General features: G+C 42.1%; 25 protein-coding genes. 5 read left to right on the top strand and 20 right to left on the bottom strand.

Annotated features, from left to right (window positions below; translation table 11 throughout):
* Window positions 1-56: 56 nt before the first annotated feature.
* From G633_RS0104475 to G633_RS0104420, 12 genes are all read right to left on the bottom strand, one after another.
* Window positions 57-1,907 (bottom strand): carboxylesterase/lipase family protein, encoded by a 1,851-nt coding sequence (locus G633_RS0104475; RefSeq protein ID WP_026519190.1) that lies wholly within the window; start codon window positions 1,905-1,907, stop codon window positions 57-59.
* A gap of 17 nt (window positions 1,908-1,924) precedes the next feature.
* Window positions 1,925-2,737: a nitroreductase family protein gene (locus G633_RS17375; protein WP_035770677.1), complete on the bottom strand. Its 813-nt coding sequence runs from the start codon at window positions 2,735-2,737 to the stop codon at window positions 1,925-1,927.
* Between the two features lie 93 nt (window positions 2,738-2,830).
* Window positions 2,831-3,583 (bottom strand): peroxide stress protein YaaA, encoded by a 753-nt coding sequence (gene yaaA, locus G633_RS0104465; RefSeq protein ID WP_026519189.1) that lies wholly within the window; start codon window positions 3,581-3,583, stop codon window positions 2,831-2,833.
* Window positions 3,580-4,035, bottom strand: coding sequence for a thioredoxin-dependent thiol peroxidase (gene bcp / locus G633_RS0104460; RefSeq protein ID WP_022769311.1), 456 nt, complete (start codon window positions 4,033-4,035; stop codon window positions 3,580-3,582). Before bcp ends, yaaA begins: the two co-directional genes overlap by 4 nt.
* Before the next feature lie 29 nt (window positions 4,036-4,064).
* Window positions 4,065-4,679, bottom strand: coding sequence for a hypothetical protein (locus tag G633_RS0104455; protein WP_155834909.1), 615 nt, complete (start codon window positions 4,677-4,679; stop codon window positions 4,065-4,067).
* A 2-nt stretch (window positions 4,680-4,681) separates the two neighbouring features.
* Window positions 4,682-5,614, bottom strand: coding sequence for a sugar kinase (locus G633_RS0104450; protein WP_026519187.1), 933 nt, complete (start codon window positions 5,612-5,614; stop codon window positions 4,682-4,684).
* A gap of 16 nt (window positions 5,615-5,630) precedes the next feature.
* Window positions 5,631-6,869 (bottom strand): SPFH domain-containing protein, encoded by a 1,239-nt coding sequence (locus tag G633_RS0104445; RefSeq protein WP_022769308.1) that lies wholly within the window; start codon window positions 6,867-6,869, stop codon window positions 5,631-5,633.
* Between the two features lie 151 nt (window positions 6,870-7,020).
* Window positions 7,021-7,827 carry an NUDIX domain-containing protein gene (locus tag G633_RS17370; protein WP_035770675.1) on the bottom strand — a complete coding sequence of 269 codons (807 nt, stop codon included), beginning with the start codon at window positions 7,825-7,827 and terminating at the stop codon, window positions 7,021-7,023.
* A 15-nt stretch (window positions 7,828-7,842) separates the two neighbouring features.
* Window positions 7,843-8,085 (bottom strand): TIGR03905 family TSCPD domain-containing protein, encoded by a 243-nt coding sequence (locus G633_RS0104435; protein WP_022769305.1) that lies wholly within the window; start codon window positions 8,083-8,085, stop codon window positions 7,843-7,845.
* 13 nt (window positions 8,086-8,098) lie between these two features.
* A complete protein-coding gene (locus tag G633_RS0104430; protein WP_022769304.1) occupies window positions 8,099-9,178 on the bottom strand; it encodes an undecaprenyldiphospho-muramoylpentapeptide beta-N-acetylglucosaminyltransferase in 1,080 nt (359 codons plus the stop codon).
* A gap of 65 nt (window positions 9,179-9,243) precedes the next feature.
* Complete coding sequence (locus G633_RS0104425) at window positions 9,244-10,341, bottom strand: hypothetical protein (RefSeq protein WP_026519186.1); 1,098 nt, start codon at window positions 10,339-10,341, stop codon at window positions 9,244-9,246.
* A gap of 18 nt (window positions 10,342-10,359) precedes the next feature.
* Entirely contained in the window at window positions 10,360-11,889 is a 1,530-nt protein-coding gene (locus G633_RS0104420; protein WP_022769301.1) for an MBOAT family O-acyltransferase, read from the bottom strand.
* Between the two features lie 107 nt (window positions 11,890-11,996).
* Between G633_RS0104420 and G633_RS17365 the strand changes: the two genes are divergently transcribed.
* Entirely contained in the window at window positions 11,997-12,923 is a 927-nt protein-coding gene (locus G633_RS17365) for an alpha/beta hydrolase (RefSeq protein ID WP_051199935.1), read from the top strand.
* A gap of 56 nt (window positions 12,924-12,979) precedes the next feature.
* Here the strand turns inward: G633_RS17365 and G633_RS0104410 are convergent, their stop codons facing one another.
* The 8 genes from G633_RS0104410 to dnaA form a co-directional block, all read right to left on the bottom strand.
* On the bottom strand, window positions 12,980-13,741 hold the full coding sequence (locus G633_RS0104410; RefSeq protein ID WP_022769298.1) for an exodeoxyribonuclease III: 762 nt from the start codon (window positions 13,739-13,741) through the stop codon (window positions 12,980-12,982).
* Window positions 13,742-13,745: 4 nt separating this feature from the next.
* Window positions 13,746-15,200: a GGDEF domain-containing protein gene (locus G633_RS0104405; RefSeq protein WP_026519185.1), complete on the bottom strand. Its 1,455-nt coding sequence runs from the start codon at window positions 15,198-15,200 to the stop codon at window positions 13,746-13,748.
* 11 nt (window positions 15,201-15,211) lie between these two features.
* Complete coding sequence (gyrA, locus tag G633_RS0104400) at window positions 15,212-17,731, bottom strand: DNA gyrase subunit A (RefSeq protein ID WP_026519184.1); 2,520 nt, start codon at window positions 17,729-17,731, stop codon at window positions 15,212-15,214.
* 48 nt (window positions 17,732-17,779) lie between these two features.
* Window positions 17,780-19,717, bottom strand: a complete 1,938-nt coding sequence (gene gyrB, locus G633_RS0104395; RefSeq protein WP_022769294.1) for a DNA topoisomerase (ATP-hydrolyzing) subunit B — start codon at window positions 19,715-19,717, stop codon at window positions 17,780-17,782.
* Between the two features lie 10 nt (window positions 19,718-19,727).
* Entirely contained in the window at window positions 19,728-20,837 is a 1,110-nt protein-coding gene (recF, locus tag G633_RS0104390) for a DNA replication/repair protein RecF (protein WP_022769293.1), read from the bottom strand.
* The gene (locus G633_RS0104385; protein WP_022764924.1) at window positions 20,834-21,049 is read right to left on the bottom strand and encodes an RNA-binding S4 domain-containing protein; all 216 of its coding nucleotides are present in this window, start codon (window positions 21,047-21,049) and stop codon (window positions 20,834-20,836) included. Before G633_RS0104385 ends, recF begins: the two co-directional genes overlap by 4 nt.
* A gap of 12 nt (window positions 21,050-21,061) precedes the next feature.
* Window positions 21,062-22,171 (bottom strand): DNA polymerase III subunit beta, encoded by a 1,110-nt coding sequence (dnaN, locus tag G633_RS0104380; protein ID WP_026519183.1) that lies wholly within the window; start codon window positions 22,169-22,171, stop codon window positions 21,062-21,064.
* Window positions 22,172-22,471: 300 nt separating this feature from the next.
* Window positions 22,472-23,872, bottom strand: a complete 1,401-nt coding sequence (dnaA, locus tag G633_RS0104375; protein ID WP_022769289.1) for a chromosomal replication initiator protein DnaA — start codon at window positions 23,870-23,872, stop codon at window positions 22,472-22,474.
* Window positions 23,873-24,420: 548 nt separating this feature from the next.
* On the opposite strand from dnaA, the gene rpmH reads away from it, so the two are divergent.
* From rpmH to G633_RS0104360, 4 genes are read left to right on the top strand one after another with little or no spacing between them, the layout of a single operon-like run.
* Complete coding sequence (gene rpmH, locus G633_RS0104370; RefSeq protein ID WP_013282343.1) at window positions 24,421-24,555, top strand: 50S ribosomal protein L34; 135 nt, start codon at window positions 24,421-24,423, stop codon at window positions 24,553-24,555.
* 57 nt (window positions 24,556-24,612) lie between these two features.
* Window positions 24,613-24,960 carry a ribonuclease P protein component gene (rnpA, locus tag G633_RS0104365; RefSeq protein ID WP_026519182.1) on the top strand — a complete coding sequence of 116 codons (348 nt, stop codon included), beginning with the start codon at window positions 24,613-24,615 and terminating at the stop codon, window positions 24,958-24,960.
* A 1-nt stretch (window position 24,961) separates the two neighbouring features.
* Window positions 24,962-25,171, top strand: a complete 210-nt coding sequence (gene yidD, locus G633_RS17360; RefSeq protein WP_022769286.1) for a membrane protein insertion efficiency factor YidD — start codon at window positions 24,962-24,964, stop codon at window positions 25,169-25,171.
* An 18-nt stretch (window positions 25,172-25,189) separates the two neighbouring features.
* The gene (locus G633_RS0104360; protein WP_026519181.1) at window positions 25,190-26,500 is read left to right on the top strand and encodes a YidC/Oxa1 family membrane protein insertase; all 1,311 of its coding nucleotides are present in this window, start codon (window positions 25,190-25,192) and stop codon (window positions 26,498-26,500) included.
* Window positions 26,501-26,520 lie beyond the last annotated feature (20 nt).

Here is a 26,520-nt window from a genome sequence, read left to right as displayed (position 1 = left end):
AAGAAGGAATCAACTTCTGCCCCAGGGCAGCATTCATTGATTCCTTCTAAATAATTTTAATTGGATTCTCTTGTTTCCATAAACTCATCGATGACTTTATAGATTGCAAGGTTTGGATCATCTGTCATCTTTATCTGTGCGCCAAGCTCAAGGAGCTGATCCTGGCCGGTTTCTCTCTTCTCCCAAACCGGAAGGATCTCGCCTGATGAAGAACCATCAGGGCCTAAGAGATATCCGTTGGGATCGCCGTTGTAAGCAAAGTTCACCCAGTAGCTCTGCATGATCTCGGACAGCTTATAGTCTTCATCCTTGTAGAGTCCCGGATGTCTCCAGAGATTGCCATAGGCATAGGGAAGCTCACCGGCGTGGTAATTAGAGAGGATATTGTTAGTCTTGGTGAAGTAATATTCATAAGCCGGTCTGTTCTGAGAGACCATGTAATTGTTCCACACATAGTGGGAATAGCTAAACCACATGGCGCTGTACGCCGTATTCAGAGCACCCTTGGCTTCGCCCTTCGCATCAACAATAAATGACTGGTCCCTTGGAGGAAGATCCCAGGGTACAACCTCCGCCATTTCATCGCCGTAGTCCGGCATATCTTCTTCAATTAGGTCCTCATAGTTCTCTCTGGTTGCCTCAGTTCCCAGCAGGAAGGCATCAGCCTCTTTTGCATTAAAACCGTTAAGCAGAGCCTGCTCGTGGTTCGCGCCTCTCTCATAGGTGAGGTAGGGCTGTTCTGTTATTGCATATCCATCAACAGTCATTGATGAATTCTGAGTATGGGTTTTAACCAGCTCGGAAGCTGGGATGTTTCTCAGTTCAGCTGATGATGATACACCAAACTCTTCTCTGACCTCGTCGCCTGTTGCAACAGCATCCTCGTAATATCTGAAGGTGTGGAAAGGCTCTTTTGCCACAATACCACTGGACTCGGCTATCGCATACCTGAAGAGCCCTTCGGTAAGTGGCGATACGCACAGTGCGTTTACTGAAGATGCACCGGCTGATTCTCCGGCGATGGTGATCTTCGTCTTATCACCGCCGAAAGCTTCGATATTGTCATAAACCCACTGAAGAGCTGCTATCTGATCAAGAAGTCCGTAGTTACCGGTAGTTCCATTGGGGGACTCTGCCTTTAAGTCATCGGCTGCATAATAACCGAACACGCCAAGTCTGTAAGCAAAGTCAACAAATACAACTCCCTTGGCTGCCAGGTTCTCGCCCCTGTATTCGGAATACGAGGAATGACCTGTGGTAAGGGATCCTCCGTGGACATAGAAGATGACAGGAAGGAGTTCAGCTCTGTCGTCTCCCGGTGTAAAGACATTTAAGTAAAGGCAGTCTTCACTAACTTCCTCTGTGTACTCATCCCCGAACTTCACCTGGTAATCATGCCAGCCAAGGATGTGTGAAAGAGAATCGTAAAAGACCGAGCCTTGAGTCTGCATAGCTCTTGGTCCGAAGTGGTCGAATGCTCTTACACCATCCCAGCCGTCAGCCTTCTGGGGCTCTTTAAATCTGAGCTCTCCTACAGGGGGCTTGGCATAAGGGATTCCGGCATAAACTCTTGCTGAGTGGTCCTTGTTATAGACACCTGTGAGCTGTCCCTGCTCTATCTCAACGACTTCCGTAACATCGGGATTTCTGTTATCTACAGCAGGAACTCTTTTAACAGGGGGCTTAGTCAGAAACAGATTAAGCAAAAGGACTATTACAAATATCAGAAAGGCAAGAAGCGAGTTCTTTTTACTTCCGATCTTTTTGTAAAAGACAATCCGGTAGCAAAGCATGGCTATGGTTGCGAGAATTCCCACTACCCAACCGATGATCATGTTCTTAGAAAGTTCAAGGACTGCTATATAAAGCAGTCCTGTCAAAATCACAAAAATATTAAATAAAACCATTACAAGATCCTCATGAATCAGAAGCTATAGGTTGCTACAAAGTCCATTCCCTCAGGAGCAGTAACATCCGGCTTATCGCATGAAAGCACGGGCTTTCTTCCCTCTGAAAGAAGCTGAGTCTCAAAGTTATAAAGGGCAATTCCTATATCTATTTTCTGAAGGTCATAGTCAGGAGTAATGTATCCCTTGTCATGAGCCTCGAAGAAGTGTGCCTTATTATCCTCTATCACAATTCTCCAGGGCTGCTTGTTTACAGCTGAAGGTGCAAGACGAACTACTTCAAGAGCGTCATGAAGTCCCATTCCCATAGAAGCACCCTCTGTTATAGGTGTTGCAAAGCTTCCGTTGTAAAAGAGCTCTTCGAAAGACTTTCTGGTATCAGCCTTGACGCCCTTTCTCATAAGGACTTCCTTAACAGACATCTTAGCCGCTGTAACTCCAAGAGGACTCATACATGGCATGTATTCTCCGTCCTTAAGGCCTGAAGCTGTCTCAAACTTATCTCTTGGCATTGTTCCGCCAATCCATACTGTACCAAGTCCCAGCTGATGTGCCTTCATAAGAAGCTTCTGGAAAGCGTATCCGTAAGCCTCCTCCATGTGCTCTTCTTTCTTAACTACAGCTGATACATATAACTTCTCGCCGCTGAGCACCGGGCTTGAAAGGTTATTCTCCTTCGCATCAAGGAAAACAAATCTTACATTTACTCCGTAAGGATTTGTGATGTTCTCAGCATACTCTTTTAACTCATTAATAACATCATCAGACGGATAATTGCCGTCAAATGCTCTGACACTGCGCCTTGTCTTTACTTCCTCAAGAAAACTCATGCGTAGACCTCCATTTAATTTTACATTGTGTACAATGCAATTGTATCACACATTCATCAAAACGCAAGTGTTTTTTGAGCCCTAGGGACGGAGTCAGTGGCTCATTTTTCTTTCAAACACAATCTCTGTATCGCTTGAAAGATCATCTCTATATACATATCCAAGTCTGTCAAAAGACCTGATATCTTTCGGATCCTCTATTCCGCGCTCAGCCATGAACCTAACCATCTCGCCTCTGGCCATCTTGGCATAGGTACCCTTAGTTACGAATTTCCCTTTCGCCATTTCTCCGAATGTAACTGTCACATAATGGTCTTCCGCGCACAAGTACTTCTCAATACACTTTGAGTACTCCTTTGAGGCAAGGTTAACTATAACCCCGGACTCATCCCTCACTTCTTCGTACAAACGAGAACCCCACAGCTCATATAAATCTTTATGTCCGCCAATCTCCGCTTTCGCCTGCATCTCAAGCCTGTACGGTGTTACACCGTCCATAGGCCTTAGTACACCATAAAAACCTGACAGTATCCGCAGATGCTCCTGAACATAGTCAAAAGAGCTATCCTCAAAAACTGCAGGTGCCATGTATTGAAATGCGATTCCTTCATACGCCAGTATAGCAGGCGTCAGCCTTTTGCTAAGATCCATTTCCTTGATACGCCTAAAATTCTGCTCGGCTATCTTGTCATTACAGCCCCACAGTTTCTGCAGATCTTCATGAGTTTGCACCCGTAGCCAATCAAGAATTTCCTGTGTCTGCTCCATAAACACAGGAAGTCCCTGACATTCAAGCTTATCCGTATCAACATTCATTTTCTTGGCAGGGGAAAGGATTATCCTCATGAAAGTTCTCCCAGCATCTTTTCCGGATCATCAGCTGCCTTAACTTTATCATTAGCCCTTATGATGATGCCTTCTTCATCGATCAGGTATGTTGTTCTTACTACGCCCATGGATACTTTTCCATAGTTTTTCTTCTCTTTCCAGACATCATAAGCCTCAATTACCTTACGCTCCGGGTCAGCAAGAAGCGTAAAAGCAAGGCCATATTTTTCCTCAAATTTCTTATGAGACGCTACAGTATCTTTACTTACTCCCAGTACAACAGCGCCCTTTTCCGTAAACTGAGGATATCTCTCAGAAAAACCACAGGCCTGCTTGGTGCATCCTGCGGTATTATCCTTAGGATAAAAATAAAGTATTACCTTCTTACCTCTGTAATCTTTAAGTGAATGCATTTCTCCATTCTGATCCGGAAGCTCAAACTCCGGTGCTTTGGTTCCAACCTCTAACATAAGATAACCCTCCTTTTTTGTTTCCTCGTTCATCGATGAATTGACATATAATTTGACCAGCAAAGTTCCAAAAACCTCTTCTTCTGAATATACAACTCTCTGACCTCCTGATCTTCAAACAACAGAAGACATTCCCATTCTGACATAAGTTTTAGGATCCTTTCTCTTTTTTCATAATTTTTATACTCATATATGTCAAGCGGGATATCACTTTTTAACTCCGACAGTACCATTGCCAAAGACCGCTTATTCAGGTCTTTAAATTTCTTTTTCTCACGTTCAATACTCTCTTCGAAAGAGCTTTTATCAAGGTTCCTGATATCGTGTATCTCAGCATATCCATATTTCTGTGGAGAACGCAATAATTCATCATTCCCGTTGTAATCATGGTAAAAGCTTGGCTTAATCGAAGCCTGTTTTATAGCTGTATCCAATACATCAAAAGCTTCCTCTTCAGGGTCAAACCTGTATGCATAGCATATTTCAGAGCAAACAATAATCTCATCACGGAAATTATGCTTTGCACATCTATATCCGATAACAATGCAATTTCCTTTATAATTTGCATAGAATCTGTTTTTTATTTCTACATAGTCCTGTTCTCTTGATTTCAACAAGCCCAGTGACTTAACCAAATTTTCCATACTCATGCTGTAACCAGCCTTCCTCTGCGCTCTGCAACGCCTACTGTTATCTGCATACCGGCGTTGAATTCGATGGCGTCATCAAGAATTCCGTCGGAAAAGACAACTCCCTTTTCACTCATGTCCGAAGTGAGTATCAGGTTCTCCTTCTCTTTGATCTGTCCGTAAACAATGTCCGCCTGTGTGAAACGGCTTGGATAAGGCTCTCTGACCTGGAAAGTAAGATTTCTGCTGCTCCAGTCATATTCCGGTTCCCTGATCGCTCCCAGGCCAAAGGCCATTGCCATTCCCTTAAACTCAGCCATTACAGATTTATGCCAGCCGGTCATTCCAAAGCCTGTTGAAATAATGATACCCGAAGATGACTGATTTTCAATACGATTCCTGTAATTTATGTGATACTTGGCAGACGTATGATTCTCTACGCCTACAAAGAAATCATTTACTGCGTAAAGAACCTGTCCGTCCTTTGATGTGACCTTACCCATTGTAACATCTTTTGCACTGAATTTCTCATCTATTACTTGGGGAAGGATTCTCTCCATATCCCCTGCTTCAAAGGGGAGCAGCACCCCGTCCCATCTTTCGGGATCGGGGTTTACTCCTATGAGGGGCTGGCCATCCAGGTACTTCATGACATTTGCCACAAGACCGTCCTGGCCTACGGCGATAACGATATCCTTCTCTCCGAAGATCATGTTGGGAATATACTCCCTGTCGATCTCCTGGAGTCTTGCTACCGGGCGGACATAGCTTCTTACCTGCTCGAGGACTGCATTGTAAATCTTGTCCTCTCTCTCGTAGTCAGTAAAATCGGCACCCAGATGCTCTATGTAAAATCTTGCCTGCTCTACTGTGTTGTAGCGCCTCTTAAGTTCTTCATATCTGGTGCGTCTCTTAATGAGAACTACCTTGTTCATTCCTCTGTCAGCCATGTCCGCCTCCTAAAACTTATGCCTGTTTTTTAACCAGGTTTTCTCCGATTCCATTTGCTATTGTCTGAAGAAGATCAGGTGTCATATTGAAGGTACCGATCTTATCAGCGTTTTCTCCGATGTTCATGAATGCCCTTGCCATGAGGGTTCCGGGATCCATCTGAGCCATTGCACATGCTTCAACCAGTGCTACGTTTAGGTTGTTGTATGCTCTCACAATGCCTTCAACTGCATAGGCTTCCTGGTCCGCCTTGATCTTAGCATTCTCGGCTTCCAGAGCTGTATACTCTTTGTTTTTCTTCTCCAGTTCGATTTTTCCAAGCATCTCTTCATTGTCGATCTCCATTTTCTTTGTTGCTGCTTTTTCTCTAAGTTCCAGTTCTTTTTCCTGTTTCTCTGTATCAAGTGCAAGATTGGCCTTCAGGGCTCTGAGCCTCATAGCCTGCTCTTTTTCCTGCTTCTCATTGTTCATGGTAAGCTCTGCCTGAAGGGCCTTGAGTTTCATTGCCTGCTCTCTCTCCTGCTCTTCCTTCTTCATATCCAGTTCACACTGCTGGACGTATTTCTTCATATCCTGCTCTTTCTCTTGCTTCTCACGTTCCTTCTCAGCCACCTTGATCTCGGTGTTGATCTCATTTTCCTTGATGATCCTCTCCTGCTCAATGGCTGCATTTCTTCTCATGTATATCGCATCATCCTGCTCCTTAAGGATTTCCTCTCTGGCTGCTGCTTCAAGAGCTTTTCTTGTCTCAGCGTTCGGATTGATACCCAGGATATTGACTCCCACGATGCTGACGCCGAGCTTTGTAATAGATTCATCAGCTTCCAGCTTATCGACGATCACCTTGGCCATCTCATCGGCGCATCTTATCACAGTCCTTACATCTTTCCTGCTGACTTCTCTGATGATTATCGCCTTGATGATGTTGTTGATCCTCTTTTCGAGAAGTGCCATTGTAACAGCTATCTTCTCATATACCGCAGCTCCCTTGTTGTAAGAGAAGTCCAGCATCTGTGTTGCCTTCTCGTAATCAGTGAGCATGTATGTCGTAACACCCTGTACACAAACCCTCTGATAATCGCTGGTAACAAGGTCATCAAATGCAAACGCTCCGTCAAAGGCGGTAGAAGGCGCTACCATAATATTCGTTGTCAGCTCGTTGTAAAGAAGTGAAAGACCAAGTCCCTGTTTCACTATCTTTCCGTTCTTAACCACCATTACATAATCATTTGGACTAAACTTTTTAAATTTCATATCCTGCCCCTCCTTATTTATAGGTTTTATTAGTAGCGATTTGCTACTATTTATTTCTTGATTACATATTAGTAGCTATTTACTACTTTGTCAACAGGCAAAATAAAAAAACCTCGAAAAATCTCTTTTTCAAGGTTTTCATTCGCTATTCTTATCCAATATATCTGTACTCTGCAGACATTTTATTACTGGTCTTAGACTTTATCTTTTCCCCTGTGGCTTCAATCTTGGGCGCTACCAGTGCTCTGAAATTGGTCTTATAGAGCTTCTTGCCAAGGACCAGCTCGTACAGAGCCTGAAGATCGGGAAGAGTAAAGGTTTCCCCGGCCATGTTAAAGGCAAGGTCCGAGTTTTCAAAGAAAGTCCTGAGCTTCATTATGGATTCAATAATGATCTCCACGTGATCAAAGGCAAGCTTCTCACTTTTGCCCTTATCAAGAGCCACTCTGTTTTCGTACTCAATCCGGCCATTCTTAAATCTCTTTACGCTGACGGGATAAACAATCTCCGCTCCAGACTCATTGTTATAAAGGCGTATCTTATCATCCTCAAACTCAAGATCAAACCACTCTCCTGTGGTCTTTATCTCTGACACATCGCCGACAAGGGCAAGGTATGCGATACTCATAACCCAGGTTCTCGGGTCACGCCCGGGCCTTGTGAAGGTATAAATCTGGTCAAGATACACATCCTTGATACCGGCTTCTTCACTGAGCTTTCTGGCTGCAGCCTGATAAGCTGTCTCGTCCTTTTTGATAAATCCTCCGGGCAGAGCATAGAAGCCAAGGTATGGGTGTTCATCTCTTTTTATCAAAAGAGCCTTCAAATGGGCGAAAGACTCGTCCACACCAAGGACGAGAATATCCGTCGTAACTGAAGGCTTGTCATACACTGTATCTGTGTACTTTTCCAAAAACTCTTTTTCAGTTAATCCGTTTAAGTCTTTGCGCTCTGTCATGTGAGCCACCTTTTGTCATGCATTCATTGCCTGCTCAATTGCGTAGGAGAGCTGATCCGGACAGGATGTTGGCTTAAAGCCGCACTTTATTCCGCGGAGCTTTGCAATAGCATCCTCTGCCTTCATGCCCTCAACAAGTCTCGATACTCCCTGAAGGTTTCCGTTACAACCGCCTGTAAACTTGACCGACTTAATTATATCTCCGTCAACCTCAATATCTATCTGGGTTGAGCAGGTTCCTCTTGTCTTGTATATCATGATATTACCTCTATTACTGAATTTCTTCGTTTATTATCTTAACAATTGTGTTGGTGGCGCTGTGAAGATTACTCTTGCTCATGGCCTCAACATATTTCTCTCTGTCGTTGTAGAGCTCTTCTATTGTCTCAACAAGAATGTCCTCATCAAGATCATCATTGTCGATGACCATAGAGAATCCCTGCTGCTCAAAGCTCCTTGCGTTGAGCATCTGATCGCCTCTGCTGGATTTGGTTGAAAGTGGAATCAGGATGTTGGGCTTCTTCAGAGCCAGCAGTTCGCAGATTGAGTTAGCACCTGCTCTTGAAACAACGATATCAGCCATTGCAAAGATATCTTTAAGCTCATTCTTAACGTACTCAAACTGTTTGTATCCCGGTACTGTGAGCTTGAGGTTGTCCATCTTCTCTTTTCCGCAAAGATGCACTACGTTGAAATTGGGAAGGAGCCTTGGAAGTGCATATCTTACTGTCTCGTTGACAGACTGTGCACCGAGAGATCCTCCGATAACCATCAGAACCGGCTTGTCATCTGTAAAGCCACACAGCTCTTTTCCTGCCTGCTTTGATCCCATGCCGAGCTCTTCTCTTATAGGTGTTCCTGTAAGAACCGCCTTATCAGCGGGAAGAAGTCTCATTGTCTCAGGGAAATTACAGCAGATCTTGCTTGCTCCCGACATACTGAGTCTGTTAGCAAGTCCGGGAGTCATGTCTGACTCGTGGACAATATATGGAATCTTAAGAAGGCCTGCAGCCCTTACTACGGGCACGCTGACATATCCGCCCTTTGAAAAGACAATGTCAGGCTGGATCTTCTTAAGAAGAGTTCTTGCTTCGGACATTCCCTTTAAAACTCTGAAGGGATCTGAGAAGTTCTTGGGATCAAAGTATCTTCTGAGCTTACCTGTTGAGATCCCAAAATACGGAATGTTGTAGTCCTCAATAAGCTTCTTCTCGATGCCTTCGTAGGAACCGATATAATATATTTCAAATCCTGCCTTCTTCAGGGCCGGTATCAGGGCGATGTTAGGTGTTACATGTCCTGCGCTTCCGCCACCTGTAAGTACAATTTTCTTAGTTGCTCTCTCACTCAATTTCTTATCCTTCTTCCAAGCTTACTTGCTGTATAAGTATATCATTTTTTAGAACATGTAAAAAGTCATTCTTCCTCTGATGCGTACTTAAGAAGGCCATCCTTCTCGTATGGAAGGATATAATCATTCACCACATCATCAGCAAAGGCACTCACTTCATCCAGCATTTCTTCGTAGTTATCCAGAGTCATCTCATACTCCCCGGCAATGATGTGATCAAGCATCAGCCTGTTGATCTCCGGAGAGAAATGAATGGTATCCATGTAATTATCAAGGTTTGTTGCAACTTCCCTCTCGCCCTGGAAGCAGAAAATCCTGACGTTGTCATAGGACAAAAGAGCCTTCGTCATCTCTTTTTCGCATCGGATAATTGCATCCTTCTCACCCTCCCGAAAGCTCATATCCCACCAGAGCATTGAATAGGGCGGATAAAAGAAAATGAATTCCGTATCAGGATGGGACTTAACCTGCTCTGTCAAAAGTTCAATGTTTGCATTTACCTTATCCAGATACGCATCCTCAGGCAGCATCTCTTTTACCTCGGTAGGCCTGAAGTACAGGCCCAGAGCCATGTCCGGCCCAAAGCTCTTCCACTTGGCCCAGTTGTAGGAGAGATTTTCATCATAATCTCCCATGAAGGAATTGGCCACTGCATAGGGAATCTTCTCAAATAGCACATCCTTGTTGTAGAGGTACTGAATATCATTAAACGGATTGCGGTCATAGAGATACATTGGACAGCCTGTGGATTCGTAGGTAGTCTCAGCTTCTCCGTAGAGCGAGGATGGATCAATATTGTAAAAGACATATTTAAGATCGTGCTCTTCGTAGGCCACATCCAGAAGATAGCACAGATCCGCTGTGGCTCCGTAAGACCTTATGGCCTTTATGGCATTGACACCATAAGCATCGTTATACCAGGAGTTATCGTTGTTCTCCATAACTGAAGACCCAACAAGAAGAGCGTCGTAATCAAAGTTCCTAAGAGTTCCGACACACTGATATTCCTTGTCATTTAAAACCGCCTTCATCCCAAACCATGGCTTATGGTAGTGGTAGAAGGGGTCAAAGGCATAGACCACTGCTCCGATAAAAACAAGAAGTACCAGAACTGCTATAGCCAGCCTCTTTATGAAGTTTTTTGAGTTTTGTTTATCTGACATGTATTGTTACCGTTTCAATTAGTACTGGAAGTAAATAAATGTGCTGACATTGGAAAGAGATATGAAGGACCATACGAAAACAATTGTCAGCCCAAGTACGGTCTTAAAGCTAAAATACGTCTCCTCAACAAGTTCCTGCGTGTTCTTCCTTGTCATGATAAAGGCGCTGACTATCAGTAATATGATAAGTGTCGCCATATATACTATCGTCTCTCCCCCTGCTATACCAAGCTGGGAAAAGAGCTGTCTCGGGATATAGTTCTCAGCAATGACCAGCTGAGATGCTGTCCTGTAGAGGAATCCCGGGTAAGTCCAGACAAAGAACTGCTTGAACATCTGAATTGCATAAGTCATATCCTGTGACCTGAAGAAGACAAGAGATACCACAAACATAAAGAATGTCAGAGCATTTCCCACTGCCCTTGGCACCATGAATAAAGGCTTTTCCCTAAGGAGATATCTTCTTGGCTTAGCGCTATTTTCCTCACTCTTTGGAGGCTTAACACCTACAATTCCAAGATCGTCCCACACTACCAAAAGCCCCTGCATAAGGCCCCAGCAGATATAGGTCCATCCGGCGCCGTGCCAGAGTCCGCTCAACACAAAGACTATAAGAACATTGATTACGGTTCTGAGCTTGCCCTTTCTGCTTCCTCCGAGAGGAATATAGACATACTTGATAAAGAATCTGGACAGAGTCATGTGCCATCTCTGCCACAGCTCTTTTGCACTTGATGCCTTGTAGGGTGAGTTAAAGTTTACAGGCAGCTTAAAGCCAAGCATCATGCTGACGCCGTTTGCCATATCGCAGTAGCCCGAGAAATCCAGATATATCTGGAAAGCATAGGCGAGCATTACAGCAATCACGGTAAGCGTATCCATGTAATATGTGTAGTGGAAGCCATAGTCCACGGATTTAGCAAGAGTATCTGCCAGGATGACCTTTTTTCCAAGACCTATGATAAAAGACATTAGTCCTTTGGCGAAGGTGCCAGTATCAAAGCGCCTAAGGCTCTTTTCCCTGAACTGATCTATCATCTCCTTGTGGAACGCAATTGGTCCCTGAATGAGCTTAGGGAAATACACGGTATAGAGCGCATAATCGATGAAGGAATAGTGCGGAGCTTCGCCGTTTGCTCTATCCACGATAAACGATATCTGTCCGAAGGTAAAAAAGCTGATTCCTATTGGCATTAGTATCTCTCTTGCAGAAAGATGTGAACCCACAAGAGCATTTAAGTTATCCACAAAAAATCCCAGATATTTGAAGTAAAAAAGCAGGGAAAGATTAAATAACACGCCGATGACTTTCAGAAGCTTTTTGGAAGAAGGTGCCTTCTCCATGACAGCGCTTAAACAGAAGTTTACGGCAATACTGACAAGGAGTATCACAAGAAATGATACCCCGAAGGAATAGTAGAAGTATAAAGACAGGCCAATCAGAAATACATCAGCTATCCTGAAAAGCTCTGCCCTGTTTAAAAGATGCCAGCCTATTAGCAATATCGGCAAAAAGGCCAGTATAAATGTAAAGGAATTAAAACCCATTCGTTTTCTCCACGTGTAAACTCGAAAAGAGTATAACACACTTCGCCATCTTTCTGAAAAAAATGTTAATATAGATATATCTTTTTTAGGAAAAATGGAGATTTTACATGAGTAAGAAAAATACACTGCTTAAGCTTTCAGCCCTTACGGCTTTGCTTGGAGGAGCCTTTGCCTTCTCCGATTATGCATATAAGACGTCAACCGTTCCCCGTCAGCACACAGATGACAGTGAGGATCTTGACCCGGCTATCACTAAGGGAAGGTCCTTTGTGAGAAATCATCCGCGCAGGAGAGACGAATTTATTGAAAGTCTCGATAATCTCCGTCTTCACGCCAGCTTCATTCCGGCTGCGGAAGATACCCACAATTATTGTTTACTTATCCACGGTATCTGGGATAATCACGAATGTAACGGCATCTACGCAGAACACTATCTTGAAAAGGGCTATAACTGCCTGATGATCGACCTTAGAGGCTTTGGAAAAAGTGAGGGAAATTACATCGGATACGGCCTTGATGACAGACTTGATACTCTCCAGTGGATAGACTGGATCGTTAAAAGAGATCCGGATGCAAAGATAATCCTTCACGGAATGAGCATGGGCGCTGCCACAACACTAATGACTACAGGCGAAACTCTTCCGGAAAATGTTAAGGGAGCAATTGCAGACAGCTCATTTACAACACTTCCCGAACAGTTTGCTTCAGCCTATAAGAAATTCAAAGGTTCTTTTGTTCCGACGCCACTTGCCATTATCATCTTAAGGCTCAGCATATTGTTAAGAGCCGGATATGACATCAATGACGTAAGACCAATAGATGCTGTTGCAAGATCGACGACACCTACATTGTTCATCCACGGAGATGACGATACTTTCGTTGATCCACACATGTGCTCAAGACTGTATGAAGCAGCTAAATGTCCCAAGCAGTACTGTATGATCCTTGGCGCAAGCCATATCTTAGGAGTTGTAAAAGACCCTGTAAACTATTGGAACAAGGTTGATACCTTTATCGGTAAACTCTTTAGCTAATCATTATGACCTTAAAAAGAAACCTTCCCATCCGAAGAAGAATGGGAAGGATTTTTTTATTTCAGTATAAGTCCTACAGGACAGTGATCAGAACCAAGGGCATCAGAATAAATCTTGGCATCCTCAAGTTTCGGTAAAAGAGACTCCGATACCACAAAGTAATCTATACGCCATCCGGCGTTCTTGGCTCTTGCCTGGAATCTGTATGACCACCAGGAATAAGCACCTTCAAGGTCAGGATAGAAATGTCTGAAGGTATCTACAAGTCCGGAAGATACCACATTGTCGAACTTCTCCCTCTCCTCGTCGGTAAATCCCGCATGTCCTCTGTTGGGCTTTGGATTCTTAAGGTCTATTTCCTTGTGAGCTACATTTAGATCGCCGCAGTAGATAACAGGCTTTTTCTCTTCAAGGCCCTTTATAAACTTCAGGAAATCGTCTTCCCAGCGCTGGCGGTACTCAAGTCTTGATAAGTCTTCCTTGGCATTGGGAACATAAACCGTAACAAGATAGTAGTCGGGATATTCTGCTGTTATGACTCTTCCCTCGTGGTCGTGCTCCTCGATACCCAGTCCGTAACTGACTGATATGGGCTTTTCTTTTGTAAAGATAGCTGTTCCGGAATAGCCCTTTTTCTCTGCATAGTTCCAGTACTCCTCATACCCGGGCAGATCAACTTCAATCTGTCCCTCCTGAAGCTTGGTCTCCTGAAGGCAGATCACATCAGGGTTTTCCTTATCCATAAACTCCTGAAAGCATCCCTTTGAAACGCATGCTCTGAGGCCGTTTACATTCCATGATACAAGCTTTTTGCTCATAAATTTATAAGTTTCCTTTTATTCTCTGAAGGTTTTCGTCAGTTTCTTTTAACATCTCTCGTAAGGAGAGGTTCTCCTCATGACTGAATTCGCAGATTGAATACTGAAGATGATTTAAATATCTGCTTCGCTCAGATAAAAGCTTGGCATTCTGCTCAGACATCTCTTCTCTTAAAGATTCTGCCTTGCCTTCTTCATCTGCTACCACGATAACAGCGAATTCATCGCCTCTTATTCGGCCATAAACTCCGTCACTGAAGACTTCTTCAAGGATCTGGGCTACTCTCTTAACTGCTCTGTCACCCTCTTCATGACCGTAAAGGCTGTTGATATTCTTAAGTGACTCCATGTGGATATAGGCAACCAGTGCACTCTTTCCCGGAACAAACTTCTCCTTCAAAAGGTCGTAAGCTCTTGCAAAGAACCCTCTTCTGTTAAGGCCTCCTGTAAGATAGTCATTCTCTCCGATGTGATCGAGAACTGAGTCATCTCTTGCAAGCTCTTCCTGAACTTCATAGAGTTCTTCTGTGGTCTTCTGAAGCTCTTTTTCAAGAGATGAAAGTCTGCATGCTCCGGTAACAAGAGCCATTATATTATCAAAGCAATAATCGATAAGTACGCCTTCTGTAAGCTCAGAGATCATGATTCCAAGCTGATATTCTCCGGCATAAATATCTCCGAGAATATAGGACCTTCCGGGGTTCTTGGCAAAAGTAGATATTACCTTATCGGTCGAAAGAGTCATTCCCTTATCCTTAAAGGAAATATCATTGCCATCGATAATAGCGCTGTTTACGCTGATCTCTTCAGGTCTTGTCCATGGATACTTTATGGTATTTCTGGCATTTTTCTCATAGAGAAGAATTCCGCAGGTGGAAATTCCGGCATTCGCAGCCATCTGTGAAAATGCTTCCGACAATTTGTCATCTGCATATTTCTTGTGAAGGAAAATATCACTGACTCCAAGTACTGCTCTTAGTGCATCCGCTTCAGAACCATTAACAAAAGTAAAATCCTGAGCAGGTTCAAGCGGAGGCAGTACCTGATTCTTGGCATAAAATACCGCATCGCTCACTGCTTCATATCCCAGCTGCTCAAACTGATTCTTAACAGTGTTAACAGGATTAACACTCTTATAGCCATCTGTTTCAGTAAGGGTAAGCACAGGAATGCCTTCAAACTTTTTGAGGAAAGCCTCCTTCTTGAGGATAGTTGTCTTAGATCCGATTCGCTCGATATCAATGATAAGAGCATCAAAATCTGAGGTAACAGCATAGTCAAAAAGAGCAGAATACTGGTACTCAAAGCCTGCATTAATATCACCGGCATCTGAAATAAGATACTTACCGGGGATGACGACAAGGGATACTCCCTTGTCCTTCGCCGCCTGGTTTGCACCTATAATGATCTTTTTAACTTCTTTATCCTCAATCTCAGATATAAGCAGTCCGATGTTCATAAGCCCCTCATTTATTCTTCACTGGATTCTTCAATATCGTCGATATTGTCGATCTCTTTTTCACCGTCAGATATCTTTTCTCTTACCTTGGCAATCTTGGCAACGGTTACGCCCTTATCAAGATTGATCATCTTAACACCTGAGGTTACTCTTCCGTGTACGGAAATGTCATTCATTCTAAGCTGAATAATGATTCCGGCATTTGTGATCATCATGATCTCATTGTCATCGTTAACAGCTTTTACGCCTACAACGCTACCGGTCTTCTCGGTGATCTTGTAGCACTTAACTCCCTTTCCGCCTCTGAACTGTGAGTGGAATTCTGAGAGTGTTGTTCTCTTTCCGTAGCCGTTCTCAGATACGATAAGCAGTGAATCTCCCTGAGTATCTATCTGCATTCCTACGATCTCATCGGTGTCATCGAGCATCATTCCTCTTACACCGATAGAAGATCTTCCGGTTGAACGAACGTCGGATTCATCAAAGTGAATGCACATACCGTTCTTGGTAACCAGGAATATCTCTGACTTTTTCTTTACAGTCTTAACTTCGATGAGCTCATCATCATCACGAAGGTTGATGGCTGCAAGTCCTGTCTTTCTAACATTTGAGAACTCAGTGATAGGAGTCTTCTTAACAGTACCCTTCTTGGTTACCATAAACAGGGACTTATCTTCATCCTCAAAGCCTGTAACAGGGATCATAGCTGAAATCTTCTCTCCGGGTGCAAGCTGGAGAAGGTTAACTATAGCCATTCCACGGGATGTTCTTGATGCCTCGGGAATCTGGTATGCTTTGAGCCTGTATACCCTTCCTGTATTTGTAAAGAACATTACGTAGTTGTGGGTTGTGGTCATAAGGATATCTTCCACAAAGTCATTGTCAATTGTGGTGATTCCCTTAATTCCTTTACCGCCACGGTTCTGTGACTTGAAGTTATCAATGGACATTCTCTTAATGTAACCGAGATCTGTCATTGCAATAACTGTATTTACGTTAGGAATAAGATCTTCCATGTCGATATCAGAATCGTCATGACCGATCTGAGACTTTCTGTCATCGCCGTACTTATCGGAGATTTCAAGGATTTCAGTCTTTATTACTCCAAGAAGTACCTTCTTGTCTGCAAGGATAGCCTTCAACTCCTCAATTCTCTTTAAGAGCTCAGCATGCTCCTGTTCAAGCTTGTCTCTCTCCAAACCTGTCAGAGTACGAAGTCTCATATCAACAATAGCCTGTGCCTGAGCTTCTGAGAGACCGAAACGGCTCATCAACTGCTCTTTTGCAATAGCTACTGTCTCACTGCCTCTGATGATCTTAATAACTTCATCGATATTATCAAGGGCGATGAGCAATCCCTCTAAGATGTGGTTACGCTCTTCTGCCTTGTTGAGGTCGTATCTGGTCCTTCTTGTAACAACCTCTTCCTGGTGTTTGATGTAATGAGTAAGCATCTCAGTGATGCTCATTACCTTAGGCTGGTTGTTCACAAGAGCCAGCATGATGATTCCGAAGGAATCCTGCATCTGTGTATGCTTGTAGAGCTTGTTCAGCATGATGTTAGGGTTAACATCGCTTCTGAGCTCGATTACAACACGCATACCTTCTCTGTCTGACTCATCTCTAAGTGCTGTGATTCCGTCGAGCTTCTTTAGCTTAACCAGCTCAGCAATCTTAGCGATCATGTTAGCCTTGTTTACAAGGTATGGAAGCTCTGTAACAACGATCCTGTTCTTTCCACCCTGCATGGGCTCGATGTCAGTAACCGCTCTTACGATAACTTTTCCTCTACCTGTTCTGTAAGCTTCCTCTGCTCCTCTTGTTCCGAGGATGATTCCGCCTGTAGGGAAATCGGGAGCTTTTATTATCTCAAGAATCTCATCAACTTCGGTCTCTCTGTCTTCAAGTACCTTGTTGTCGATCATCTTAACTACGGCATTTATAACCTCCCTTAAGTTGTGAGGAGGAATATTGGTTGCCATACCTACGGCAATACCTGTTGTTCCGTTTACCAGAAGGTTAGGATAACGGCTGGGAAGAACTACAGGCTCTTTTTCTGTCTCATCAAAGTTTGGAGTGAAATCAACAGTGTCTTTTCCGATATCTGCTGTCATCTCCATGGAAATCTTGGTAAGACGAGCCTCTGTGTATCGCATGGCAGCTGCGCCGTCGCCATCCACAGAACCGAAGTTTCCGTGTCCGTCAACAAGGCAGTATCTCATGGACCAGGGCTGAGCCATGTTAACCAATGCTCCGTAGATTGAACTGTCACCGTGTGGGTGATATTTACCCATTGTGTCACCGACGATACGCGCACACTTACGATGTGGCTTATCGGGACCGTTGTTGAGCTCTATCATGGAGTAGAGTATTCTTCTCTGAACCGGCTTAAGACCGTCTCTTACATCAGGAAGGGCACGGGATGCGATTACGCTCATGGCATAATCGATGTAGTCCGCTTCCATGGTCTTTTGGAGATCGACCTCTTTTATTCTGTCGGTGGTTGTTTTATCAAAAACATCCTCCGGCATTTCGTTGTTGTTATTGTTATTATTCTCGGCCATTTAATCGTCCTTCTTTTAGATATCTAAGTTTTTAACGAATTTAGCGTTCTTCTCGATGAACTCTCTTCTTGGTTCAACCTTGTCACCCATGAGAGTTGTGAATGTAACGTCAATATCGGACTCGGATTCCTCGTCGATGTTGACTCTAAGAAGTACTCTTCTCTCAGGATCCATGGTTGTCTCCCAAAGCTGTTCGGGATCCATCTCACCAAGACCTTTGTAACGCTGGATCTTATTGTTCTGGTCTCTTCCTACATCTGTGAGGATCTTGTTGAGCTCCTCATCACTGTATGCATACCACACCTTCTTGTTCTTCTCGAGTTTGTAAAGAGGTGGCTGAGCCAGGTAAACATGACCTTCTTTTATGAGCTGTGGCATAAATCTGTAGAGGAATGTCAGCATCAGTGTTGCGATGTGAGCACCGTCTACGTCGGCATCGGTCATGATGATGATCTTGTCATAGCGAAGCTTACTGATATCGAAATCATCGTGGATACCTGTACCGAAGGCAGTGATCATAGCCTTGATCTCGGCATTTCCGTAAATTCTGTCTACTCTTGCCTTCTCTACGTTGAGGATCTTACCTCTAAGAGGAAGGATAGCCTGTGTTGCACGACTTCTTGCTGTCTTAGCTGATCCGCCGGCGGAATCTCCCTCAACGATGAAGATTTCACAGTTCTTAGGATCCTTGTCAGAACAGTCTGCAAGCTTACCGGGAAGTCCAAGTCCGTCAAGAGCTGACTTACGTCTTGTGAGATCTCTTGCCTTTCTTGCTGCATCTCTTGCTCTCTGAGCAAGGATAGCCTTATCCAGGATCTGCTTGGCAATACTTGGATTCTGCTCAAGGAAGTATGTGAGCTGCTCGCCTACAACGCTGTTAACAGCTCCTCTTGCTTCTGAGTTACCGAGCTTTTGCTTGGTCTGTCCCTCAAACTGAGGATCTTCTATCTTTACGCTTATGATAGCTGTAAGTCCCTCACGGATATCTTCTCCGGAGAGGTTCTCCTCGTTATCCTTAAGCATCTTGTTAGCTCTTGCATAATCGTTGAAGGTCTTGGTAAGTGCAGCCTTGAAACCTTCAAGATGTGTACCGCCCTCAGGAGTATTGATGTTGTTAACGAAGGTATAAATACTCTCTGTGTAGGAATCGTTGTGCTGGAGAGATACTTCAACAGCAACGTTGTTCTTGTTTCCTTCAAAGTACATGATGTCAGGATAAAGAGATGTCTTAGACTTGTTAAGGTACTGGACAAACTCTTTTATTCCGCCCTCGTAGTGGAAGGTCTGGCATATAGGATCCTCGCCTTCTTCTACTCTCATATCTGTAAGTGTGATGCGAAGTCCCTTTGTAAGGAATGCCATCTCACGCAGTCTCTGCTTTAAGATGTTGTAGTCATAGACGGTTGTCTCCTTGAAAATAAGCGCATCAGGCTTGAAGTAAACTCTTGTACCTGTCACTCCTTCAGGAGCAGTGCCTACTTCCTTAAGGGCATAGCAAACCTTACCTCTTTCGTAGCGCTGCTGATAAACCTTACCATCTCTTGTTACCTGAACCTCCAGCCACTCTGAAAGAGCATTAACTACTGAAGCTCCAACACCGTGAAGTCCGCCTGATACCTTGTATCCTCCACCGCCGAATTTTCCGCCGGCGTGAAGAATTGTAAATACTACCTCTACTCCGGTAAGACCTGACTTGTGGTTTACATCAACAGGAATTCCACGTCCGTTATCCTTGACGATAATGGTGTTGTCCTCATTGATGGTAACTTCAATATGATCACAAAAACCTGCAAGCGCTTCATCTACTGAGTTATCAACAATCTCATAAACCAGATGATGAAGTCCCCTGCTTGCTGTAGTACCAATGTACATACCGGGTCTTTTTCTTACCGCTTCAAGTCCTTCAAGAATTTGGATTTGATCGGCGCCATACTGTACTTCTTCGTTACTCATTCTCTACTCCTTAATTCTCGCTGCTTACTGTTCCTTCTGTAACCTTAAACAGCTTATCTATTTCAAATCTGTTATTTACAAATTCATCAAGTCCGGTACAGGTGATGATGGTCTGAATATCACCTATGGTGTTTAAAAGATAATTCTGCCTGTTGCTGTCAAGTTCTGACAAAACATCATCCAGAAGAAGCACCGGATTGTCTTTTTTGGATTTCTTTACAATCTCAATCTCTGATAATTTTAGTGAAAGAGATGCTGTTCTTTGCTGGCCCTGAGAGCCGTACTTTCTGATATCGATTCCTTCTTTTTCCGGATCCTGTGCCTTTTTTACAATGAATGAAAAATCATCCTTGTGAGGACCGATAGTGGTCTGCTTGGCATACATATCCTTTTTTCTGGAAGCTGAAAGTTTCTTCTCAAATTCTTCAAAGCTTACATTGGGCTCATAATAAACAGAGAGAAGTTCTTTTCCTCCCGTAAGCTTCTCATGAATAGGACTGATTATTTCGTTAAGCTCTTTGATGAATTTTTCTCTGGCCTTGATAATGACGGATCCATACTCACAAAGCTGCTTATCCTGAACATCCAAAAGTACACTGTTTTCAGGCTTCTCGAATAGATCCTTAAGAACTTTATTTCTTTCGACTACAAGCTTGTTGTACTTAGAAAGGCTGTTTAGATATATATGATCTAACTGACACAGCTCCATATCCATGAATCTGCGCCTTTCGGACGGACCATTCTTAATAATGCTAAGATCTTCAGGAGAAAAGAAGACCACGTTAAGTCTTCCAATCAGATCTGAAGCTCTTTTTATCTTTTGACCATCAATTGCTATACCTTTGGATTTGTTCTTTCGAAGGTGCATATCTACGCGGTATTCAGCGTTATCTTTCTCTAAAATGGTTCTGATATGAGCCTCTTCTTTACCAAAGTTAATTATTTCTTTGTCCTTGCTGCCCTTGTGTGACTTAGTGGTTGCTGAGACATAAATAGCTTCCAGGATATTGGTCTTACCCTGGGCATTGTCACCGTATAAAATATTGGTTCCGCTGCTAAAATCTATTTTCAGATTGTCGTAGTTCCTGAAATCGGCCAGCTCTAATGATTTGATTATCATTTTTCTACTTTTACCTGTTTGCCGTCAAATTCAAAGATGTCTCCGTCGTAAAGCTTACGGCCTCTTCTTTCTTCTATTTCTCCGTTTACTTTAACAAGCCCTGACTGGATATCCATCTTGGCATCTACACCGGAGCTCTCAAGGCCGGCTTTTTTAAGGGCCTGGCCAAGCTTTATAAATTCATCTGTTTCTCTAAGTTTAATTGTTTCCATTAGTGTCCTTTGTTAATCAACTGTTGTAAAGTTAACAGGAAGTACGAGATAGATATAAGTTGAATCCTTATCTCTGATAAAGCAAGGAGCCTTAGGATTAACAAAATACATATCGATAGTCTCGTTCTCTATAACTCTTAAAGCATCAATAAGGAACTTAGGATTGAAGCCGATCATAATGTCTTTTCCCTGCTTCTCGATTGTTATTTCCTCATCCATGCTACCTATAGCGGAATTGATCTTGAGTTCCATTGTCTCGTCAGTTACTGACATGATTACAGGCTTCTTGTCTCCCTCTTTTACAAGAAGAGTTGCTCTGTCGATACACTCAAGAAGCTCTTTTCTGTTGATGCTCATCTTGGTCTCATAATCACTTGAGAGCATCTGGTCGATGCTGAAGTACTCACCCTCGATTAGTCTTGATACGACAGTTGTCTTATCAAACTCAAAGAGTACGTGCTTGTCTGTAAAGTAGATGCTTACCATCTTGTCTGTGCTGTCACTGAGGATCTTACTGATCTCGCCCAGTGTCTTACCGGGAACGATAACCTTCTTGTAAGGATAGCTTCCTGAAAGCTTAACCTTCCTGATGGAAATTCTGTGTCCGTCAAGAGATACAAGCTTTAAATTCTCTCCGTCAACTTCAAAGAGCTCGCCACCCATCATCTTGTTGGCATCGTTCTCTGCAATAGAGAAAATAGTCTGCTGGATAACACTGCGAAGTGTAAAGTGAGAAACGCTGACACCATCGATCTTCTCAATGGCAGGAAGATAAGTAAAATCATCACCCTTTCTTCCGGGGAGATTAAACTTAGCCTTTTCACAGCTGATAGTTACTTTGTTAGATGCATCTGTTTCAATGGTTACATCATTGTCAGGAAGCTTTCTTACAATATCAACAAAGATCTTGGCATCTATTGCAATGAAACCTCTCTCTATAATGTTACCTTCAACAACGGTCTGGATACCAAGTTCCATATCGTTGGCAATAAACTTAATAACTCCTTCTGTTGCATCAACAAGGATACACTCCAATATAGACATTGTTGTCTTAGAAGGTACTGCTTTTGATACAATCTGTAATCCGCTTACCAGATTAGATTTTGAGCAAACAAATTTCATTTAATCCTCGACTCCCTTCAACACAAAACTATAATATAAAATATTTATTAATTAATAATAAAAACAGTATTAATAGATGTTGATAAGTGTAAAACCTATTCTATTATACAATTTTAAAGGCTTTTTTACAAATTTTTAGGTGTTGAAAACAAAAAAATTGATGTTGAAAATTCTAAAGTTATAAACAAGGCAAATATTAGTAAAAAAGGGTGGAAAAACTTATCCACCCTCAATCAACATTTAATCCTCTTTTAAATCACATAATTTTTAAAAAGTTATCCACAAAATGTGGTCTATTTTTTATAAAGAAGGATTCAATTTTTTAACTATAACATCCAAATTCCTGTTAAGGTCATCATCATAAGCAATAAGTTGCTTGATTTTATTGATTCCGCTCATAACAGTTGTGTGATCTTTCTTGCCAAGGATCCTTCCAATTTCTTCCAGAGAAGCATCTGTGTGTTCTCTGCAAAGGTACATGATTATCTGTCTTGGAAGAACGATTTCTGCATTTCTCTTTTTAGAAACAATGTCCTCTTTCTTGGTTCCATACTGTTCACAGACGGTATCCATGATAAGAGCAGGAGTAATAACCTTGGTCTTGTCAGGATAAATGATATCCTTAAGAGCTTCCATTGCATTCTCAAGTGTGATATCAACATTGTTAAGTCTTGAGTATGCGATGATCTTGGTGAAAGCACCTTCTAGCTCTCTGATGTTTGACTTGATATTTGTAGCGATGTAGTCGATTACATCATCGCCGATCCTTCTGCCATAGTCTTCAGCGTTCTTACGAAGAATTGCAACTCTTGTCTCGTAGTCAGGAGACTGGATATCAGCAATAAGTCCCATCTCGAAACGAGATCTGAATCTCTCTTCCAGAGTAGCCATTTCCTTAGGAGGCTTATCTGATGAAAGGATGATCTGTTTACCTGCCTGATGAAGAGCATTGAAAGTGTGGAAAAACTCTTCCTGTGTTGCATCCTTACCAATAATAAACTGTACGTCATCGACCATAAGAACATCAACAGTTCTGTATTTCTCTCTGAGCTTACTCATGTTCTCAGGTCTGTTACTTCTGATCGATTCGATAACTTCATTGGTGAACTGCTCAGATGTTACATAGATAACCTTGGCCTGTGGATTATGTTCAATAATAAAGTGACCTATTGAATGCATAAGGTGAGTCTTACCAAGTCCCGGTCCTCCGTAAAGGAAAAGAGGGTTGTAAGCTGTTCCCGGAGATTCAGCAACTGCAAGAGCAGCTGAATGAGCAAACTTGTTGTTACTTCCTACGACAAATGTATCAAATCTGTATTTAGGAATAAGATTTGAATTCTCGTGTGAAATACCTGATGAATACTGAGGTGAATTATTTTCTTCAGTTACATTTTCATGTGTTTCTTCATTATTAATAATATCTTTGTTTAAAATAAAAGATACTTCTATAACTGTCTCAAGCAGTTCCGAAATTGTTACCTGAAAGAATCCAACATAATGATTTACTATGTATGAAAGAGCAATAGAGTTATCCGAAGGAATCAAAATCTTAACTGTATTGTTTTCAAATCCGTATACAGTAAGAGGATCAATCCAGGTTTTATAAGATATATCAGTAATACCGGCTTCATTCTTGATGGTATTCTTGATAGATTCCCAATTTGTTCTTAATATTTCGGTGATTTCAGTAGATGATTGCATATAAGATTTCCCCAAACAAAGCATAAATTTAGACTTTTTCTATTTTATATTAAATGACTTTAAATATCAATCAGACGAAAATTGTGGATAACTTTTTTTAAAAATGTGAGAAAAACTTACGAAAAAAATCTCTGTGGAAAAATAGGTGTTTATCCACTTTAAGCTATCTACCGTTATAAATGGCTTAAATACGGCATTTCTAGGATATTAACCACTAAAGAATAACTATCTTTTCCACAAAAATTCAAAAAAATGTGGATATCTTTTAAAAAAAATTATTAATTCACAAGTTATCCACAAAATCAACATTTTGATGTGGATAATTTTTTATGGCACTACATCTTGGTGGAAAATTTTTGAAAAAAATATTTAAAATATAATAGGATGAAAAACCGTCCATTAATGGCTTGACCAAGCGGATTTTATTTATTATAATTATAAAGATTTTTTCCACACTGGATGTAATCATTGATAATTGTGAGAAGTTTCTTCTCATTTAACGGACCTTTAAATAGGTTAGTTTGTTTAAGAAGGAGGTGTTTCCGAATATGAAGATGACATTTCAGCCTCATAAGCTTCAGAGAGCCAGAGTACACGGCTTCAGAGCAAGAATGGCTACAAAGGGCGGTAGAAAAGTTTTAGCTGCCAGAAGAGCTAAAGGAAGAAAGAGACTATCAGCATGATTTTAAAGGTCACATAATTATGTGACCTTTTTTCATCTGTAATAAAGGAATCAGACAATGCTTTTTTCAGATTCAATGAAAAAGACAGAAGAGTTTCGAAACTGTTATGAGAACGGCAAGAGTTATGCCAATAAATTCGTTGTTGTCTATGTGTGGGAAAATGGCGGTTCTAATAATAAGATCGGAATCTCATGTAGCAAAAAAATAGGGAACAGTATTGTAAGGCACAGATTTGCAAGACTGGTTCGAGAAGCGTACCGACTACATGAAAATGTATTCAATAGTGGTTTGGATATAGTAGTCGTTGCCAGAGCCTGTGCGAGAGATGCTAGTTATTTTGATATAGAAGAATCTCTTTTAAGCCTGGCAGGTAAGGCCCGCATAATAAAAAATGGCGGTGAATGAGATGAAAGAGATATTAATCTTTTTGATCAAACTTTATAGGAAGTATATTTCTCCATTAAAGAGAACAAAATGTCCATACATACCAACATGTTCCGAGTATGGACTAGAAGCAATAGAAAAATATGGAGCTATCAAAGGGGGATTACTTGCTGCCTGGAGGATTCTCAGATGCAATCCTTTTTCCAGCGGTGGATATGATCCGGTTCCATAATTCGTTAGGAGGTATGATTTGAAGGGAGTTTTACTTACCCAGTATCAGGGTAAAATTGTAGGACCGGTTGCATGGCTTCTCGGTCATCTTATGAATGGTATTTTCAATGTTTTAAATGCTATTGGTATTCCAAACATTGGTCTTGCCATCATTATCTTTACTATTGTTATTTACTTATGTCTTTTACCTTTGACTTACAAGCAGCAGAAGTTTTCCAAGCTTCAGGCTAAGATGAGTCCTGAACTTCAGGCTATTCAGGCTAAGTACAAAGGAAAGAAAGACAACGATTCAATGCTTGCAATGCAGCAGGAGACAAAAGAGGTTTATGCCAAGTACGGCGTATCTCAGACAGGTAGCTGTCTTCAGCTTCTTATCCAGATGCCAATCCTCTTTGCACTTTACCGTGTTATTTACCAGATTCCTGCTTACGTAAATATTGTTAAGAATGCATTCTCACCTCTTGTAGAAGATCTTTTAGCAACAACAGGTGCTGCTGATTTCTTACAGACACTTTCAAGTGCTTCAATGTTCAAGAATCAGTTTACAAATGAAGCATTCACATCAGGTGATCCTACTTATATTAAGAACACATTTATCGATGTTCTTAATAAAGCATCAACAGCTGACTGGAACAGCTTAACAGCTCAGTTCCCATCACTTTCAGCATCAATTGAAAACACACATTCAGCACTTACCAGATTCAACTACTTCCTTGGTCTTAACATCAGTGATACTCCTATGTACATGATCAAGACAGGTTTTGCTGATAAGGCATTCCTTCTGATGCTCGGTGGTGTTATGGTTCCTGTTCTTGCAGCACTTACACAGTGGATCAACACTAAGCTTATGCCTCAGCCTGCTTCAGATAACAGCAAGGCAAATGCTGATGATCCTACAGCTCAGATGCAGCAGTCAATGAAGACCATGAACCTCATGATGCCTATCATGTCAGCAGTATTCTGTCTTAGTCTTCCTGCAGGTATGGGTATTTACTGGATCGCCGGTGCTGTTGTCAGATCAATCCAGCAGGTTGTTATCAACAGACACATCGACAAGATCGACATCGATGCTGAGATTGCCAAGAACACAGCTAAGTATAAAGAGAAGCTTGAAAAGAACAAGACAACCAAGCAGATGAGTCTTTATGCTAACCTCTCAACCAAGAACAACGATCTTTCTTCAGCTAAGGATTCAAGCATTTCAGAAGCTGAGAAGGAAGAGAAGCTTGAGAAGGTTAAATCTGTTTACAACAATAAGGAGATCCGAAAGGATTCACTTCTTGCAAAAGCAAACATGGTAAAAGGCTTTAATGAAAAGAATAATAAGTAATCTTTCCGGGAGGTTATATT

The sequence above is a fragment of the Butyrivibrio sp. FCS006 genome (assembly GCF_000424525.1).
In the GTDB taxonomy this organism is placed as follows: domain Bacteria; phylum Bacillota; class Clostridia; order Lachnospirales; family Lachnospiraceae; genus Butyrivibrio.
The sequence above is the reverse complement of the archived record's forward strand: the minus strand, read 5'-3'. Positions and strand labels throughout refer to the sequence as shown.

What these genes read in the sequence shown, in the direction of transcription:
- dnaA (WP_022769289.1), bottom strand. Translation starts at nt 23,872, where the DNA reads ATGCAATCATCTACTGAAATCACCGAAATATTAAGAACAAATTGGGAA.
- gyrB (WP_022769294.1), bottom strand. Translation starts at nt 19,717, where the DNA reads ATGAGTAACGAAGAAGTACAGTATGGCGCCGATCAAATCCAAATTCTT.
- G633_RS17365 (WP_051199935.1), top strand. Translation starts at nt 11,997, where the DNA reads ATGAGTAAGAAAAATACACTGCTTAAGCTTTCAGCCCTTACGGCTTTG.
- rpmH (WP_013282343.1), top strand. Translation starts at nt 24,421, where the DNA reads ATGAAGATGACATTTCAGCCTCATAAGCTTCAGAGAGCCAGAGTACAC.
- G633_RS0104420 (WP_022769301.1), bottom strand. Translation starts at nt 11,889, where the DNA reads ATGGGTTTTAATTCCTTTACATTTATACTGGCCTTTTTGCCGATATTG.
- G633_RS0104385 (WP_022764924.1), bottom strand. Translation starts at nt 21,049, where the DNA reads ATGGAAACAATTAAACTTAGAGAAACAGATGAATTTATAAAGCTTGGC.
- bcp (WP_022769311.1), bottom strand. Translation starts at nt 4,035, where the DNA reads ATGTTAGAGGTTGGAACCAAAGCACCGGAGTTTGAGCTTCCGGATCAG.
- recF (WP_022769293.1), bottom strand. Translation starts at nt 20,837, where the DNA reads ATGATAATCAAATCATTAGAGCTGGCCGATTTCAGGAACTACGACAAT.
- G633_RS0104435 (WP_022769305.1), bottom strand. Translation starts at nt 8,085, where the DNA reads ATGATATACAAGACAAGAGGAACCTGCTCAACCCAGATAGATATTGAG.
- rnpA (WP_026519182.1), top strand. Translation starts at nt 24,613, where the DNA reads ATGCTTTTTTCAGATTCAATGAAAAAGACAGAAGAGTTTCGAAACTGT.
- yaaA (WP_026519189.1), bottom strand. Translation starts at nt 3,583, where the DNA reads ATGAGGATAATCCTTTCCCCTGCCAAGAAAATGAATGTTGATACGGAT.
- yidD (WP_022769286.1), top strand. Translation starts at nt 24,962, where the DNA reads ATGAAAGAGATATTAATCTTTTTGATCAAACTTTATAGGAAGTATATT.
- G633_RS0104450 (WP_026519187.1), bottom strand. Translation starts at nt 5,614, where the DNA reads ATGGCTGACAGAGGAATGAACAAGGTAGTTCTCATTAAGAGACGCACC.
- G633_RS0104455 (WP_155834909.1), bottom strand. Translation starts at nt 4,679, where the DNA reads ATGGAAAATTTGGTTAAGTCACTGGGCTTGTTGAAATCAAGAGAACAG.
- G633_RS0104475 (WP_026519190.1), bottom strand. Translation starts at nt 1,907, where the DNA reads ATGGTTTTATTTAATATTTTTGTGATTTTGACAGGACTGCTTTATATA.
- G633_RS0104410 (WP_022769298.1), bottom strand. Translation starts at nt 13,741, where the DNA reads ATGAGCAAAAAGCTTGTATCATGGAATGTAAACGGCCTCAGAGCATGC.
- gyrA (WP_026519184.1), bottom strand. Translation starts at nt 17,731, where the DNA reads ATGCCGGAGGATGTTTTTGATAAAACAACCACCGACAGAATAAAAGAG.
- G633_RS0104425 (WP_026519186.1), bottom strand. Translation starts at nt 10,341, where the DNA reads ATGTCAGATAAACAAAACTCAAAAAACTTCATAAAGAGGCTGGCTATA.
- dnaN (WP_026519183.1), bottom strand. Translation starts at nt 22,171, where the DNA reads ATGAAATTTGTTTGCTCAAAATCTAATCTGGTAAGCGGATTACAGATT.
- G633_RS17375 (WP_035770677.1), bottom strand. Translation starts at nt 2,737, where the DNA reads ATGAGTTTTCTTGAGGAAGTAAAGACAAGGCGCAGTGTCAGAGCATTT.
- G633_RS0104445 (WP_022769308.1), bottom strand. Translation starts at nt 6,869, where the DNA reads ATGAAATTTAAAAAGTTTAGTCCAAATGATTATGTAATGGTGGTTAAG.
- G633_RS17370 (WP_035770675.1), bottom strand. Translation starts at nt 7,827, where the DNA reads ATGACAGAGCGCAAAGACTTAAACGGATTAACTGAAAAAGAGTTTTTG.
- G633_RS0104405 (WP_026519185.1), bottom strand. Translation starts at nt 15,200, where the DNA reads ATGAACATCGGACTGCTTATATCTGAGATTGAGGATAAAGAAGTTAAA.